The sequence below is a fragment of the Neisseria sp. HMSC078H04 genome (assembly GCF_001838135.1).
GTDB lineage: Bacteria > Pseudomonadota > Gammaproteobacteria > Burkholderiales > Neisseriaceae > Neisseria.
In genome coordinates this window covers 1-14,184 of sequence record NZ_KV835851.1, presented here as the reverse complement: position 1 = coordinate 14,184, position 14,184 = coordinate 1, and the positions used below count along the sequence as shown (strand labels likewise).

At 42.2% G+C, this 14,184-nt stretch carries 29 protein-coding genes; all 29 read right to left on the bottom strand.

The features are described 5' to 3' along the window. Nucleotides 1–142: 142 nt before the first annotated feature. Nucleotides 143–517 carry a 50S ribosomal protein L17 gene (gene rplQ / locus HMPREF2560_RS08380; protein ID WP_070608381.1) on the bottom strand — a complete coding sequence of 125 codons (375 nt, stop codon included), beginning with the start codon at nucleotides 515–517 and terminating at the stop codon, nucleotides 143–145. Nucleotides 518–541: 24 nt separating this feature from the next. Next, nucleotides 542–1,528 carry a DNA-directed RNA polymerase subunit alpha gene (gene rpoA / locus HMPREF2560_RS08375; RefSeq protein ID WP_070608379.1) on the bottom strand — a complete coding sequence of 329 codons (987 nt, stop codon included), beginning with the start codon at nucleotides 1,526–1,528 and terminating at the stop codon, nucleotides 542–544. A gap of 25 nt (nucleotides 1,529–1,553) precedes the next feature. Next, a complete protein-coding gene (gene rpsD, locus HMPREF2560_RS08370; RefSeq protein WP_039863983.1) occupies nucleotides 1,554–2,174 on the bottom strand; it encodes a 30S ribosomal protein S4 in 621 nt (206 codons plus the stop codon). 19 nt (nucleotides 2,175–2,193) lie between these two features. Then, a complete protein-coding gene (gene rpsK, locus HMPREF2560_RS08365; RefSeq protein ID WP_002216249.1) occupies nucleotides 2,194–2,589 on the bottom strand; it encodes a 30S ribosomal protein S11 in 396 nt (131 codons plus the stop codon). Between the two features lie 19 nt (nucleotides 2,590–2,608). Then, nucleotides 2,609–2,971, bottom strand: a complete 363-nt coding sequence (gene rpsM / locus HMPREF2560_RS08360; protein ID WP_003749295.1) for a 30S ribosomal protein S13 — start codon at nucleotides 2,969–2,971, stop codon at nucleotides 2,609–2,611. A 67-nt stretch (nucleotides 2,972–3,038) separates the two neighbouring features. Further along, on the bottom strand, nucleotides 3,039–3,152 hold the full coding sequence (gene rpmJ, locus HMPREF2560_RS11010) for a 50S ribosomal protein L36 (RefSeq protein ID WP_003697674.1): 114 nt from the start codon (nucleotides 3,150–3,152) through the stop codon (nucleotides 3,039–3,041). Between the two features lie 18 nt (nucleotides 3,153–3,170). Continuing rightward, nucleotides 3,171–3,389 (bottom strand): translation initiation factor IF-1, encoded by a 219-nt coding sequence (infA, locus tag HMPREF2560_RS08355; RefSeq protein WP_002215452.1) that lies wholly within the window; start codon nucleotides 3,387–3,389, stop codon nucleotides 3,171–3,173. 4 nt (nucleotides 3,390–3,393) lie between these two features. Then, complete coding sequence (gene secY, locus HMPREF2560_RS08350; RefSeq protein WP_070608377.1) at nucleotides 3,394–4,707, bottom strand: preprotein translocase subunit SecY; 1,314 nt, start codon at nucleotides 4,705–4,707, stop codon at nucleotides 3,394–3,396. Between the two features lie 13 nt (nucleotides 4,708–4,720). Beyond that, nucleotides 4,721–5,155, bottom strand: coding sequence for a 50S ribosomal protein L15 (gene rplO, locus HMPREF2560_RS08345; protein ID WP_004520192.1), 435 nt, complete (start codon nucleotides 5,153–5,155; stop codon nucleotides 4,721–4,723). Nucleotide 5,156: 1 nt separating this feature from the next. Beyond that, nucleotides 5,157–5,342 carry a 50S ribosomal protein L30 gene (gene rpmD, locus HMPREF2560_RS08340; RefSeq protein ID WP_003684808.1) on the bottom strand — a complete coding sequence of 62 codons (186 nt, stop codon included), beginning with the start codon at nucleotides 5,340–5,342 and terminating at the stop codon, nucleotides 5,157–5,159. Then, entirely contained in the window at nucleotides 5,335–5,853 is a 519-nt protein-coding gene (gene rpsE / locus HMPREF2560_RS08335; protein WP_003684704.1) for a 30S ribosomal protein S5, read from the bottom strand. Before rpsE ends, rpmD begins: the two co-directional genes overlap by 8 nt. Nucleotides 5,854–5,870: 17 nt before the next feature. Continuing rightward, nucleotides 5,871–6,224: a 50S ribosomal protein L18 gene (gene rplR / locus HMPREF2560_RS08330; RefSeq protein WP_003749287.1), complete on the bottom strand. Its 354-nt coding sequence runs from the start codon at nucleotides 6,222–6,224 to the stop codon at nucleotides 5,871–5,873. A 13-nt stretch (nucleotides 6,225–6,237) separates the two neighbouring features. After that, nucleotides 6,238–6,771, bottom strand: a complete 534-nt coding sequence (gene rplF, locus HMPREF2560_RS08325; RefSeq protein ID WP_070608375.1) for a 50S ribosomal protein L6 — start codon at nucleotides 6,769–6,771, stop codon at nucleotides 6,238–6,240. 13 nt (nucleotides 6,772–6,784) lie between these two features. Further along, nucleotides 6,785–7,177 carry a 30S ribosomal protein S8 gene (gene rpsH, locus HMPREF2560_RS08320; protein ID WP_063075320.1) on the bottom strand — a complete coding sequence of 131 codons (393 nt, stop codon included), beginning with the start codon at nucleotides 7,175–7,177 and terminating at the stop codon, nucleotides 6,785–6,787. Between the two features lie 14 nt (nucleotides 7,178–7,191). Then, entirely contained in the window at nucleotides 7,192–7,497 is a 306-nt protein-coding gene (gene rpsN, locus HMPREF2560_RS08315) for a 30S ribosomal protein S14 (protein WP_070608373.1), read from the bottom strand. Nucleotides 7,498–7,499: 2 nt separating this feature from the next. Further along, the gene (rplE, locus tag HMPREF2560_RS08310; protein WP_003684750.1) at nucleotides 7,500–8,039 is read right to left on the bottom strand and encodes a 50S ribosomal protein L5; all 540 of its coding nucleotides are present in this window, start codon (nucleotides 8,037–8,039) and stop codon (nucleotides 7,500–7,502) included. A 9-nt stretch (nucleotides 8,040–8,048) separates the two neighbouring features. Beyond that, nucleotides 8,049–8,372, bottom strand: coding sequence for a 50S ribosomal protein L24 (gene rplX, locus HMPREF2560_RS08305; RefSeq protein ID WP_049348887.1), 324 nt, complete (start codon nucleotides 8,370–8,372; stop codon nucleotides 8,049–8,051). 11 nt (nucleotides 8,373–8,383) lie between these two features. Then, complete coding sequence (gene rplN / locus HMPREF2560_RS08300) at nucleotides 8,384–8,752, bottom strand: 50S ribosomal protein L14 (RefSeq protein ID WP_002215434.1); 369 nt, start codon at nucleotides 8,750–8,752, stop codon at nucleotides 8,384–8,386. A gap of 227 nt (nucleotides 8,753–8,979) precedes the next feature. After that, nucleotides 8,980–9,243 carry a 30S ribosomal protein S17 gene (gene rpsQ, locus HMPREF2560_RS08295; protein WP_003684766.1) on the bottom strand — a complete coding sequence of 88 codons (264 nt, stop codon included), beginning with the start codon at nucleotides 9,241–9,243 and terminating at the stop codon, nucleotides 8,980–8,982. After that, nucleotides 9,243–9,434 carry a 50S ribosomal protein L29 gene (gene rpmC, locus HMPREF2560_RS08290; protein ID WP_003684705.1) on the bottom strand — a complete coding sequence of 64 codons (192 nt, stop codon included), beginning with the start codon at nucleotides 9,432–9,434 and terminating at the stop codon, nucleotides 9,243–9,245. Before rpmC ends, rpsQ begins: the two co-directional genes overlap by 1 nt. Further along, entirely contained in the window at nucleotides 9,434–9,850 is a 417-nt protein-coding gene (rplP, locus tag HMPREF2560_RS08285; protein ID WP_003749279.1) for a 50S ribosomal protein L16, read from the bottom strand. The genes rpmC and rplP overlap by 1 nt, the downstream gene beginning before the upstream one ends. Next, the gene (rpsC, locus tag HMPREF2560_RS08280; protein ID WP_003684753.1) at nucleotides 9,834–10,526 is read right to left on the bottom strand and encodes a 30S ribosomal protein S3; all 693 of its coding nucleotides are present in this window, start codon (nucleotides 10,524–10,526) and stop codon (nucleotides 9,834–9,836) included. Before rpsC ends, rplP begins: the two co-directional genes overlap by 17 nt. A gap of 9 nt (nucleotides 10,527–10,535) precedes the next feature. Beyond that, nucleotides 10,536–10,865 (bottom strand): 50S ribosomal protein L22, encoded by a 330-nt coding sequence (gene rplV, locus HMPREF2560_RS08275; protein WP_003749277.1) that lies wholly within the window; start codon nucleotides 10,863–10,865, stop codon nucleotides 10,536–10,538. Between the two features lie 8 nt (nucleotides 10,866–10,873). Next, nucleotides 10,874–11,152 carry a 30S ribosomal protein S19 gene (gene rpsS / locus HMPREF2560_RS08270; RefSeq protein WP_002215422.1) on the bottom strand — a complete coding sequence of 93 codons (279 nt, stop codon included), beginning with the start codon at nucleotides 11,150–11,152 and terminating at the stop codon, nucleotides 10,874–10,876. 5 nt (nucleotides 11,153–11,157) lie between these two features. Continuing rightward, nucleotides 11,158–11,991, bottom strand: a complete 834-nt coding sequence (gene rplB, locus HMPREF2560_RS08265) for a 50S ribosomal protein L2 (RefSeq protein WP_070608371.1) — start codon at nucleotides 11,989–11,991, stop codon at nucleotides 11,158–11,160. A 5-nt stretch (nucleotides 11,992–11,996) separates the two neighbouring features. Then, a complete protein-coding gene (gene rplW / locus HMPREF2560_RS08260) occupies nucleotides 11,997–12,311 on the bottom strand; it encodes a 50S ribosomal protein L23 (RefSeq protein WP_002243944.1) in 315 nt (104 codons plus the stop codon). Continuing rightward, nucleotides 12,308–12,928 carry a 50S ribosomal protein L4 gene (gene rplD / locus HMPREF2560_RS08255; protein WP_003684798.1) on the bottom strand — a complete coding sequence of 207 codons (621 nt, stop codon included), beginning with the start codon at nucleotides 12,926–12,928 and terminating at the stop codon, nucleotides 12,308–12,310. The genes rplW and rplD overlap by 4 nt, the downstream gene beginning before the upstream one ends. Next, a complete protein-coding gene (gene rplC / locus HMPREF2560_RS08250) occupies nucleotides 12,928–13,572 on the bottom strand; it encodes a 50S ribosomal protein L3 (protein ID WP_004464584.1) in 645 nt (214 codons plus the stop codon). Before rplC ends, rplD begins: the two co-directional genes overlap by 1 nt. 251 nt (nucleotides 13,573–13,823) lie before the next feature. Next, a complete protein-coding gene (rpsJ, locus tag HMPREF2560_RS08245; RefSeq protein ID WP_002642322.1) occupies nucleotides 13,824–14,135 on the bottom strand; it encodes a 30S ribosomal protein S10 in 312 nt (103 codons plus the stop codon). Between the last annotated feature and the right edge of the window lie 49 nt (nucleotides 14,136–14,184).

Here is a 14,184-nt window from a genome sequence, read left to right as displayed (position 1 = left end):
GCACTGCGAAATGAGAAAGGGAGCTACAACGCGGACTGGCTACGTATCTTGCTGGAAGACATTGTAGCACTGCGAAATGAGAAAGAGGCTATTCAAATAAAAAAGCACCACCTAAACAGGTAGTGCTTTCATATCAATTTGCTTATTCAGCAGAATCAGCTGCTTTTTCAACCAATTCAACCAATGCCAAAGGAGCATTGTCGCCTTTACGGAAACCGTATTTCAGTACACGAACATAGCCGCCGTTACGAGCAGCAAAGCGTGGACCCAATTCGTCAAACAATTTAACTACAACATCACGATCGCGAGTGCGGTCAAAAGCCAAACGACGGTTTGCCAAAGAAGGTTTTTTACCCAAGGTGATCAAGGGCTCAACTACGCGGCGCAATTCTTTTGCTTTAGGCAAAGTTGTCACGATGGTTTCGTGAGTCAACAAGGAATTCGCCATATTGCGCAGCATCGCAGCACGGTGGCTGCTAGTACGGTTTAATTTGCGGTTGCCATTACGATGACGCATGTCATTATCCTTTAATCTTCAAACTTACGGCTTTTCTAAGCCTACAGGCGGCCAAGCTTCTAATTTGGAACCTAATGTCAGACCTTTAGAGGCCAACACTTCTTTGATCTCATTCAAAGATTTACGACCCAAATTAGGGGTCTTGAGAAGCTCGGTTTCAGTACGTTGAATCAAATCGCCAATATAGTAAATATCTTCAGCTTTCAGACAATTAGCTGAACGTACGGTTAATTCCAAATCATCTACAGGACGCAGCAAGATAGGATCGATAGGAGGCGCTTTTTCTTCAACCTCTTCAACCGGAGTACCTTGCAGATCTGCAAAAATAGACATTTGGTCAATTAAGATACGTGCGGCACTACGTACAGCTTCTTCTGGATCAATAGAACCATTGGTTTCAATATCCAAAACCAATTTATCTAAATCCGTGCGTTGCTCTACGCGTGCAGGTTCAACTTCAAAGCTAACACGACTGATGGGCGAAAAGCTCGCATCCAACTGAATCGCACCAATCTGTTTATTCTCATCACGCAATACGCGACGGCCTGAAACAGATTGATAACCACGACCTTGCTCTACTTTAATTTCCATGTCGATTTGGCCATTGTCGGACAAGTGGCAAATAACATGTTCAGGATTGATGATTTCCACATCGTGTGGCAAATCAATATCACCGGCTACAACAGCACCGGCACCTGTTTTTTTCAAAGTCAACTGAACTTGATTACGACCGTGAAGCTTGAATACGATACCTTTAATGTTCAAGAGAACGTCAACAACATCCTCTTGAACACCATCAATAGTAGAGTATTCGTGCAATACGCCGGAAATAACTACTTCAGTTGGGGCAAAGCCATTCATGGATGACAGTAAGATACGACGCAAAGCATTACCTAAAGTATGACCAAAACCACGTTCAAATGGCTGCATAGACACCTTGGCCCGTGTGGAAGACAAAGTATCTACATCGATTTGACGAGGTTTCAAAAATTCGGTTGTGCTATTTTGCATTTAACTGTCCCTCATTGAGCTAGCATTATTTAGAGTAGAACTCTACCACCAGCTGTTCATTAATATCGCCAGACAATTCTGAGCGATCCGGCATATTTTTGAATACGCCTTCCAATTTGTCGGCATCAACAGATACCCAGCTTGGCAAGCCAATTTGAGTAGCCAGGCTCAATGCTTCTTGGATACGTACTTGTTTCTTAGCTTTTTCACGAACAGCTACAACATCACCTGCTTTAACTTGGAAAGAAGGGATATTAACAACTTGACCGTTTACGACGATAGCTTTGTGAGAAACCAATTGACGTGCTTCAGCGCGAGTAGAGCCGAAACCCATACGGTAAACGACATTGTCCAAACGAGACTCCAGCAATTGCAACAGCAGTTCACCGGTAGAGCCTTTACGACGAGCTGCTTCCGCGAAGTAACGACGGAATTGACGCTCTAATACGCCATAAATACGACGGATTTTTTGTTTTTCACGTAATTGCAAACCGTAGTCTGACAAACGTGGTTTTTTCGCACCGTGTTGACCAGGTGCAGAATCCATTTTACATTTGGAATCCAAAGAGCGACGTGCACTCTTCAAAAACAGATCCGTACCTTCGCGACGTGCTAATTTACATTTAGGGCCAATATAACGTGCCATGTTTTAAATCACTCCAATATTAAATACGACGTTTTTTAGGCGGACGGCAACCGTTATGAGGCAACGGGGTAACGTCAGTAATGCTGGTAATCTTGAAACCAAGAGCGTTTAAAGCACGTACAGAAGATTCACGACCAGGACCAGGGCCTTTAATGCGAACTTCTAAATTTTTAACGCCATACTCTTGGGCAACTTTACCAGCTGCTTCTGCTGCAACTTGTGCTGCAAATGGTGTACTTTTACGAGAACCTTTAAAACCAGCGCCGCCAGAGGTAGCCCAAGACAATGCATTGCCTTGACGGTCAGTGATTGTAATGATGGTATTGTTGAAAGATGCATGAACGTGCACAATACCTTCGCTTACGGTTTTACGTACTTTTTTACGTACACGCGAAGCTGTGTTTGCTTTAGCCATTAATCAAATTCCTTAAAATTTATTTCTTACCGGCAATCGCTTTGCGCGGACCTTTACGGGTACGAGCATTTGTGCGAGTGCGTTGACCACGACAAGGCAAGCCACGACGATGACGGAAGCCGCGATAGCAACCCATATCCATCAGTCGTTTAATGCTCATCGTTACTTCACGACGCAAATCGCCTTCAACTTCATATTTAGCAACTTGCTCACGCAAAGCGTCTAATTGAGCCTCGTCCAAATCTTTTGCTTTAGTAGTAGGAGCAATATTTGCTGCCTCACAAATCAATTTAGCACGAGTCGCACCAATACCATAAATAGCCTGAAGGCCGATTACGATATGGGCATTATTAGGGATATTTACCCCTGCAATACGAGCCATATTTTTTCCTTTTTAGGGCAAAGTATGTCACTATACCACAAAATCAATAGTTAAGAAAACTAGCTTCTTAACCTTGACGTTGTTTGTGACGTGGGTCAGTACAAATTACGCGAACTACACGATTACGACGAATAATCTTGCAATTGCGACAAATTTTCTTTACAGAAGGTTGTACACGCATTTTATTTCCTTTTATCGTTTATCTTGCTCGGAAAACAATCCGAGCACGGGTTAAATCATAAGGAGTTAATTCAACTGTTACCTTATCACCTGGAGAAATACGGATATAGTGCATCCGCATTTTTCCAGATATATGACCAAGTACTATATGATCATTTTCCAGTTTTACTTTAAATGTTGCATTGGGCAAAGTCTCAAGGATTTCGCCCTGCATCTGTATGGTATCTTCTTTAGCCATAAGCCTACTTACGTGACAAAGATTTCATATCTGGACGACTCATCAAGTCTTCATACTGACTACTCATTATGTATGAATTAATTTGCGTCCTAAAATCCATTGTAACGACAACCAAAATGAGCAGAGATGTTCCACCTAAATAGAAAGGAACTTTCAATGCCGTCGTTAAAAATTCAGGTATCAGACAGATTGTAGTGATATACAAAGCACCAAATAATGTCAGTCTCAGTACAACTTTTTCCAAATATCTAGAGGTTTGCTCACCTGGACGAATACCTGGCACAAATGCACCACTCTTCTTCAAATTCTCAGCCATCTCTTTAGGGCTAAATACTAAAGCAGTATAGAAATAGCAGAAGAAGATGATAGTTGTGGCAAATAATACAATATATAAGGGCTGTCCATGTTGCAGCATTGCTGCAACCTTATGAAGAACAGAATTTGTACTATTTGAACCAAACCAACCTAAAAGGGTAGATGGAAATAAAATAATACTGGAAGCAAAAATAGGAGGAATAACACCTGCCATATTTAGCTTGAACGGCATATGAATGCTTTGTCCCGACATCATTCCAGAGCCAAACTGTCTTTTAGCATAATGCACAGGAACTTTACGCTGAGCACTCTCAAAATAAACTACAGCATAGATCAACAGCAAAATACCAATCACAATTGATACCGCCATCAACATACTCATAGAGCCTTTTTCAGTCAAAGTCAGCAACCGAGCAATACCGGATGGAATACCCGATACAATGCCTGCTGTAATAATTAAAGAAATACCATTACCAATACCACGCTCGGTAATTTGTTCCCCTAACCACATTAGAAACATAGTACCTGTAACCAAACAGACTACTGTAGAAATATAAAACTCAAGCGCAGTCGTTACAACAACACCTTGTTTATAAACAGATGATGCAGCCCAAAAGCTTTGCAATACAGCCAATAATACCGTCCCATACCTAGTATATTTCGTAATTATTTTCCTACCAGCCTCACCTTCCTTCTTCAAAGCTTTTAAAGAAGGAACAATCTCAGAAGCAAGCTGAACAATAATCGATGCCGAAATATAAGGCATGATACCAATTGCAAATATACTAAAGCGCTCTAACGAACCACCCGAGAACATATTTAACATTCCGAATATGCCGTCACGAGCGCCTTCGAATAATTTAGCTAACGCAACAGCATCTACGCCCGGTACCGGTATATGACCACCAATACGGAAAACGACTAAAGCACCTAAAAGGAACAACAGACGTTTTTTCAGATCACCAAATTTGGATAATCCTGATAAAGATTGTTGATTAGCCACTGTAGTGCAAGCCTTATTCTTCTACTTTACCACCGGCAGCCTCAATAGCAGCTTTAGCACCTTTAGTAGCTTTTACACCTTTCAAGGTAACTGCTTTTGAGATTTCACCAGAAGCAATAACTTTTACATTAGAAGCAGTTGCAGGAATCAGACCAGCTTGTTTAAGAACCAAAACGTCAATCTCGTTCACAGCAATCAGATTTAATTCACTCAAACGAACTTCAGCATTAGCGGCTGCAGTCAAAGATTTGAAACCACGTTTCGGCAGACGACGTTGCAAAGGCATTTGACCGCCTTCAAAACCTACCTTGTGGAAGCCACCAGAACGGCTTTTTTGACCTTTATGACCACGACCACCTGTCTTACCCAAGCCGCTACCAATACCACGGCCTACACGACGACTAGCGTGAGTAGCACCCTCAGCAGGTTGAATAGTATTCAAAAACATATTAAGACTCCACTTTCAACAAGTAGCTGATTTTATTGATCATGCCACGGTTTTCAGGGGTATCCAAAACCTCTACAGTATGTTCACGGCGGCGCAAACCTAAACCGCGAGCACATGCACGATGAGATTCAATTGTACCGATCAGGCTCTTAACCAATGTAACTTTAATCTTTTTTTGCTCAGTCATGGTTAGCTCCCAAAATATCTTCCACTGTCAAGCCACGTTTTGCAGCAATATCAGCAGGGGTATACAGTTTAGACAAACCGTCTAATGTAGCGCGTACAATATTGTAAGGATTAGTAGAACCATGTACTTTAGCTGAAATGTTATGGATACCCATAGCATCAAATACTAAACGCATTGGACCACCAGCTTTCACACCGCTACCTTCTTTAGCAGGTTGCATAAATACCTTAGTAGCACCATGACGACCAATAACCTCATGATGAATAGTACCGTTTTTCAAAGGTACTTTAATCATAGAGCGACGAGCTTGATCCATTGCCTTTTGAACAGCAACTGGTACTTCTTTTGATTTACCTTTGCCCATACCGATGCGACCATCACCATCACCAACAACAGTCAGTGCAGAGAAAGCCATGATACGGCCACCTTTAACTACTTTAGTCACGCGATTAACTGCGACCATCTTTTCAATCAGGCCGTCACCGCGTTCTTCAATTTCATGTTTTGCCATCTGAAAGTCTCCAAATATTAGAAGCTTAAACCATTTTCACGTGCAGCTTCAGCCAAAGCTTTCACACGACCGTGATATTGGAAACCTGAACGGTCAAAAGCAACTTTTTCAACACCTACTGCTTTAGCTTTTTCAGCAATACGCTTACCAACTACAGCTGCTGCTTCAACGTTGCTACCTGATTTCAGGCTACTACGTACTTCAGCTTCCAATGTAGAGGCTTGAGCCAATACTTTATCACCTTCAGCACTAATTACTTGAGCATAAATATGATTATTGCTGCGGAACACACATAATCTTACCATTTTCAAGTCCGCAATACGCGCACGGGTTTTGCGTGCACGACGGAGTCGGGTTGTATGTTTATCCATTAGTGAACCTCAATTATTTTTTCTTGGCTTCTTTCATCACTACTACTTCACCTACATAACGAACACCTTTACCTTTATAAGGTTCAGGAGAACGGAATGCACGAATTTCAGCAGCGACTTGGCCAACCACTTGTTTATCTGCACCAGTCAAAACGATTTCTGTTTGGCTAGGAGTTTGAACAGAAACACCTTCAGGCATTTCGTATACGATTGGATGAGAGAAACCCAAAGACAAGTTCAAAACTTTGCCTTGAGCTTGGGCACGATAACCTACACCAATCAATTGAAGTTTTTTCTCAAAACCTTCAGAAACACCCTTAACCATGTTATTAACCAATGCACGAGCAGTACCAGACATAGCATTAGCCTGTTTACTGTCATTTTTTGCAGCAAAAGTCAATTTACCATCGTTCAGTTCAATAGCAACATCGGAATGCAAAGGAAGAGACAATTCGCCGTTTTTACCTTTGATAACCAATGCATCTGTTCCGAATTTTACTTCTACACCAGCAGGAACAGTCACTGGGTTTTTTGCGACGCGTGACATTTACTTTTCTCCACTAGGCTACGATGCACAACAACTCACCACCAACACCCTCAGAACGGGCTTTGCGATCAGTCATTACACCTTTAGAAGTACTAACAATAGCGACACCCAAGCCATTCATTACGCTAGGAATCTCACTTGATGCTTTGTAAATACGCAAACCTGGACGTGAAACACGTTTAATTTGCTCAATCACAGGGCGACCTGCATAGTATTTCAATTGAATTTCCAATACCGGTTTTGCATCAGCAGAAACCGCAAAATCCTCGATATAACCTTCTTCTTTCAGAACTTTTGCAATCGCACATTTCAGTTTAGAGGAAGGCATGGCAACTACTGCTTTATTAGCACGTTGCGCATTGCGAATACGAGTCAACATATCGGAAATAGGATCATGCATACTCATTATTTATACTCCTATTACCAGCTAGCTTTAACAACACCAGGGATCTCGCCACGCATAGCGATTTCACGGATTTTAATACGGCCCAGACCAAATTTACGGAAAGTGCCACGAGGACGACCTGTTAAAGCACAACGACGACGTTGACGTACAGGTGCTGCATTACGAGGAATGGATTGAAATTTCAAACGTGCTTCAAAACGTTCTTCTTCAGTCGCATTAGCATCATTAACAACAGCGAAAATTGCCTCACGTTTAGCTGCAAACTTTTTCGCCAATGCTTGACGTTTCAGCTCACGATTAATAAGTGCTTTCTTAGCCATGATTATCCTTTAAACGGAAACTTGAACAGTGACAACAAAGCTTTCGCTTCTTCATCAGTTTTTGCAGTAGTTGTAATAGTAATATTCAAACCACGCAAAGCATCGATTTTATCGTATTCAATTTCCGGGAAAATAATTTGCTCACGAACGCCCATATTGTAATTGCCACGACCATCAAATGATTTACCGCTTACACCACGGAAGTCACGTACGCGAGGCAACGCAATAGTAATCAAACGATCCAAGAATTCAAACATTTGATCACGACGCAATGTTACTTTGCAACCAACTGGATAGTTATCACGGATTTTAAAACCCGCGATAGATTTACGAGCAACAGTAACAACTGGCTTTTGACCAGCAATTTTCTCTAAATCAGAAACAGCGTGTTCCATAACTTTTTTATCAGCAACAGCTTCACCTACACCCATATTCAAGGTAATTTTTTCAATACGTGGAACTTCCATTACTGATTTGTAACCAAATTGTTTAACCAATTCAGGAACAACTGTATCTTTATAAAACTCTCTCAAACGAGCCATGTTATCTCCTTATGCTCCAATGATAGAGCCATTTGATTTGAAGAAACGAACGCGTTTAACTTTGCCTTCATTTTCAATCAGCTTAATACCAACACGGTCTGCTTTATTAGTTTCCGGATTCAGGATTGCAATATTAGAAATATCCAAAGGCATTTCTTTAGTAATAATACCACCCTCAATACCACGCATTGGATTAGGTTTTTGATGGCGTTTGACAACATTCACACCTTCAACAACAACTTTATCACCCAACACTCGAACTACTTGACCTTGCTTACCTTTATCTTTACCGGCAATCACTACAACCTGATCGCCTTTAATGATTTTATTCATCGCGCTATTCCTTATAATACTTCAGGCGCCAATGAAACGATTTTCATAAATCGCTCAGTACGCAATTCACGGGTTACCGGACCAAAAATACGAGTACCCAGAGGTTCAAGTTTATTATTCAACAACACAGCAGCATTGTTATCGAATTTAATTAACGCACCATCAGGACGACGCACACCCTTAGCAGTACGAACAACTACCGCATTGTATACATCACCTTTTTTGACACGACCACGTGGGGCTGCATCTTTAACTGCAACTTTAATAATATCGCCAACAGAAGCGTAGCGACGCTTAGATCCGCCCAATACTTTGATGCACATTACGCGACGCGCACCAGAGTTATCAGCCACATCTAAGATGGTCTGCATTTGAATCATATTAGTACCTTTAAATTAACCAACTTAATTTACCACTTTCATATAACTCGCACCTTACTTTAAGCTGCTTATTAAATGAAACCATCACGGTTCTAGTAAACCAGTCTTGGATCCCGAAGGGAGAGAAACTTCCATAAGAAGCTGGAAGATAAGAAACGAAGTTTACACGCAAATTAATTTTGCTGCAAGACTTCGTTTCTTATTAAGCTGCATTACTGTGTTTTAAATCAAACAGTACGCGCTTTCTCAACCAATTCTTTTACAACCCAAGACTTGGTTTTTGACAAAGGACGAGATTCCTCGATTACCACTACATCACCAATGCCATATTGATTGTTTTCATCATGAGCATGGATTTTAGTTGATAAACGAATAATTTTACCGTACAAAGGGTGTTTAACTTTACGTTCAACCAATACTGTAACAGTTTTGTCCATTTTGTCGCTTACCACTTTGCCTTGCAAAGTACGAACATTTTTAGCTTCGCTCATTACTTAGCACCTTTTTCAGTTAAAATGGTTTTAATACGAGCAATATCGCGACGTACACGTTTCAACTCGCTAGATTTACCCAACTGACCGGTTGCATTTTGCATGCGTAAGCCAAACTGAGCTTTCAACAAGTCCAACAAATCAGAGTTTAATTGCTCAATAGATTTGTCTTTTAATTCATTTGCTTTCATTATTGACCCACCTGTCTTACTACAAAGGTTGTAGGAATAGGCAATTTGGCAGCGGCCAATTCAAATGCTTCACGAGCCAAAGACTCAGGAACACCATCCATTTCGTACAATACTTTGCCTGGTTTAATTTCAGCAATGTAATATTCCACATTACCTTTACCGCCACCCATACGAACTTGGATAGGTTTCTCAGTAATTGGTTTATCAGGGAATACACGAATCCAAATGCGACCGCCACGTTTAATATGACGAGTCATAGTACGACGAGCAGCTTCGATTTGGCGGGCAGTCAAACGACCACGGCCTACGGCTTTCAAACCGAACTCACCGAAACTTACTTTGTTACCGCGAGTAGCAATACCGGTGTTACGGCCTTTTTGTTGCTTGCGATATTTCAGTCTAGTTGGCTGCAGCATTACGTCCACCTGCCTTTCTTTGTTTCTTCTCATGCTCAGGTTTAGAAGATTTAATATTACCTTCTGTATAAACCCAAACTTTCAGACCCAGTACACCATAAGTAGTGTGCGCTTCGCTAGTTGCATAATCTACATTTGCACGCAAAGTATGCAAAGGTACGCGGCCTTCACGGTACCATTCGCTACGAGCGATATCAGCACCATTCAGACGGCCTGAAGTCATGATCTTGATGCCTTTAGCACCAGAACGCATTGCATTTTGCATTGCACGTTTCATTGCACGACGGAATTGGACGCGTTTTTCAAGTTGCTGAGCAATACCATCAGCAATAATTTGCGCATCCAACTCAGGACGGCGAATCTCTTCAATATTTACATGAACTGGCACACCCATCAGAGCTTGCAAGTCACGTTTCAAGATTTCGATATCCTCACCTTTTTTACCAATAACCACACCTGGACGAGCAGAGTGGATAGTGATACGTGCAGATTTAGCAGGACGTTCGATTACTACGCGACCAACTGAAGCATTTGCCAATTTTTTGCGCAAGTAATTACGAACATCAATATCTTGTTTCAAAACAGTTGAAAAGTCGGTGCTTTTAGCAAACCATTTTGAAGCCCAGTCTTTAGTTACCGCCAGGCGAAAGCCTGTAGGGTTAATCTTTTGTCCCATAGCTTTTCCTTAGTTGCCCACTGTCACGTTAATATGACAAGTTTGTTTCTCGATGCGGTTACCGCGACCTTTGGCACGAGCTTGGAAACGTTTCAAGCTTGGGCCTTTGTCAACAAAGATAGTTACCACTTTCAGTTCGTCAATGTCAGCACCATTGTTGTGCTCGGCATTAGCGATTGCTGATTCCAATACTTTTTTAATCAGCTCAGCACCTTTTTTAGGGCTGAATGCCAAGATATTCAAAGCTTGGGCAACGTCTTTACCACGAATCAAATCAGCTACCAAACGAGCTTTTTGAGCTGAAATACGGGCATTTTTATGTTGTGCACTTACTCTCATGATTCACCTTATTTCTTTTTAGCCTTTTTATCGGCCAAGTGGCCTTTAAAGGTACGGGTCAATGAGAACTCACCTAATTTATGACCAACCATGTTGTCGCTGATGAACACAGGCACGTGAGTGCGACCGTTGTGAACAGCGATAGTCAGACCGATGAAATCAGGCAAAATGGTAGAACGACGTGACCAAGTTTTAATTGGGCGTTTGTCGTTGCTTGCACGAGCAGCATCTACTTTTTTCAGCAAATGCAGGTCTACATATGGGCCTTTTTTTAATGAACGAGCCATACTAATTAACCTTTATTTGAGTAACGACGACGAACAATCATGTTATCCGTGCGTTTGTTATTACGAGTGCGGTAGCCCTTAGCAGGAGTACCCCATGGGCTAACCGGTTCGCGAGCCTCACCAGTACGGCCTTCACCACCACCATGTGGGTGATCAACAGGGTTCATTACAACACCACGAACGGTCGGACGAATACCACGCCAGCGGTTAGCACCAGCTTTACCGATTTTTTTCAGGCTTTGTTCTTCGTTACCAACTTCACCGATAGTTGCACGGCAATTTACACTAATTTTGCGTACTTCACCAGAACGCAAACGAACTTGAGCGTAAGCACCTTCTTTTGCAAGCAATACCGCAGAAGCACCAGCAGAACGCGCAATTTGCGCACCTTTACCTGGTTTCATTTCGATACAGTGAATAGTTGTACCAACAGGAATATTGCGGATCGGCAGAGTGTTACCTGCTTTGATAGCAGCCTCAGCACCGGAAACCAATACTGCACCGGCTTGAATACCACGAGGAGCAATGATGTAGCGACGCTCACCATCTGCATAGCACAACAGTGCGATAAATGCAGTACGGTTAGGGTCATATTCGATACGCTCTACTTTTGCAGGGATACCGTCTTTGTTACGTTTAAAATCTACAACGCGGTAATGATGTTTATGGCCACCACCTTTATGACGGGTAGTGATATGACCATTGTTGTTACGACCGGCAGTAGAATTTTTCTTTTCCAGCAGAGGTGCATAAGGTGCACCTTTGTGCAAACCTTCTGTTACCACGCGAACCATGCCGCGACGGCCTGCAGAGGTCGGCTTCATTTTAACGATTGCCATTTTGTTTATTCCTTATCTGCAGCTGCAGCAGCGGCTTCCAAATCCAACTCTTGACCGGCAGCCAGGCTTACATAAGCCTTTTTAACATCGCTGCGACGACCTAAAGTACGACCAAAACGTTTAACTTTACCTTTAATGGTAACAGTAGTAACGTCTGCAACTTGAACGCCGAACAGCAGCTCAACAGCCGCTTTAATTTCAGGTTTGGTTGCATTTGCCAAAACTTTAAACGTCATTTGGTTACGTTTTTCAGCCAATACGTTGCTTTTTTCAGAAACGATAGGTGCCAAGATTACTTGAGTCAAACGTTGTTGATTCATACCCATTGCTCCTCTAATTGTGCAACTGCATCTTTAGTGATAACGACTTTTTTGTAACGCAGCAAGCTGTAAGGATCAACTTGTTGAGCTTCCAAAACCAATACGTTAGGCAAGTTGCGTGAAGCCAAGTAAACATTCTCGTCGAGCTGTTTAGTTACAAACAGAACTTGCTCCAAACCCAAGTTTTTCACTTGTTCGGCAAAAACTTTGGTTTTAGGAGTTTCAGCAGTCAATGCTTCGATTGCAAACAAACGTTCATCACGAGCCAATTGGGACAAAATAGTCGCCATACCAGCACGGTACATTTTACGGTTCACTTTTTGAGTGAAGTTTTCATCAGGTTTGTTTGGGAATGCACGACCACCTTTACGCCACAGCGGAGAAGAAGTCATACCGGAACGAGCACGACCGGTACCTTTTTGGCGCCATGGTTTTTTAGTAGAGTGGTTTACTTCGGCACGAGTTTTTTGAGCACGATTACCAGAACGGGCATTTGCCAAGTAAGCAGTAACCAGTTGGTGAACCAGAGCTTCATTGTATTCACGAGCAAACAAAGCATCAGAAACAGCCAAGCTGCCAGATACTTGTCCTTTAGCGTCAATTACTTTCAATTCCATTACGCACCTACTTTCACGCTAGGACGAACCACGACGTCACTGTTAACCGAACCCGGAACAGCACCTTTAACCAACAAGAGTTGGCGTTCAGCATCAACACGCACAACTTCCAATTTTTGAACAGTTGCTTTAGTGTTGCCGTATTGACCTGCCATACGCTTACCAGGGAACACGCGACCAGGGTCTTGTGCCATACCGATAGAACCAGGAACACGGTGGGAACGGGAGTTACCGTGGGAAGTACGTTGAGCACCGAAGTTATGACGTTTGATCGTACCAGAGAAACCTTTACCTTTAGAGGTGCCGGTTACATCTACCAATTGACCAACTTCAAACATAGAAACGGTAATTTCATCACCAGCTTTCAATTCAGCCAGTTTTTCTTCAGTCAAAGCAAACTCAACCAAACCGCGACCAGCTTCAACACCTGCTTTAGCAAAGTGACCGGCTTCAGTTTTGTTGACACGATTAGCTTTTTTCTGACCAAAGGTAACTTGTACAGCAGTGTAGCCGTCAGTATCTTTGGATTTCACTTGTGTAACGCGGTTGGCAGACATATCCAAAACAGTTACCGGAACAGAAACACCCTGTTCGTCGAACACGCGAGTCATACCAACTTTGCGTCCAACCAGACCTAAAGTCATGATTATTTTCCTTTTAAGTAAAGGGGCGGGCTACGATTGGCCTGCCTTTCAGACAAAGTTAAACTTGATACGGATGTACCAAGTCCGCCATTATAATTGACAAATCAAAGAAATATCAACAAAAATTTCAATTTAACTTCTTAAAACCATCATTTTTTTCGGATGAAGTGTTGCCAAATATCTGAAAATTTTCAGACAGCCTAAGAATTCTATAAAAAACCGAACAGCCAAGCTGTTCGGTTTTTCAGTTCTTATTGAACTTTAATTTCTACATCCACACCCGCTGGAAGATCCAGTTTCATCAGTGCATCAGTAGTTTTGTCAGTCCAGTCCACGATGTCCATCAGACGCAAGTGGGTACGGATTTCCAATTGTTCACGAGAAGTTTTGTTCACGTGAGGAGAACGCAAGATGTTGAAACGTTCGATTTTAGTTGGCAAAGGAATCGGACCTTTAACAACAGCACCAGTACGTTTGGCAGTTTCAACGATTTCTTGCGCAGAACGGTCAATCAGACTGTAATCATAAGCTTTCAGGCGGATACGAATTTTTTGGTTTGCCATTTATCAATATCCCTCAATTAAGCGATTACAGAAGAAACCACACCCGCAC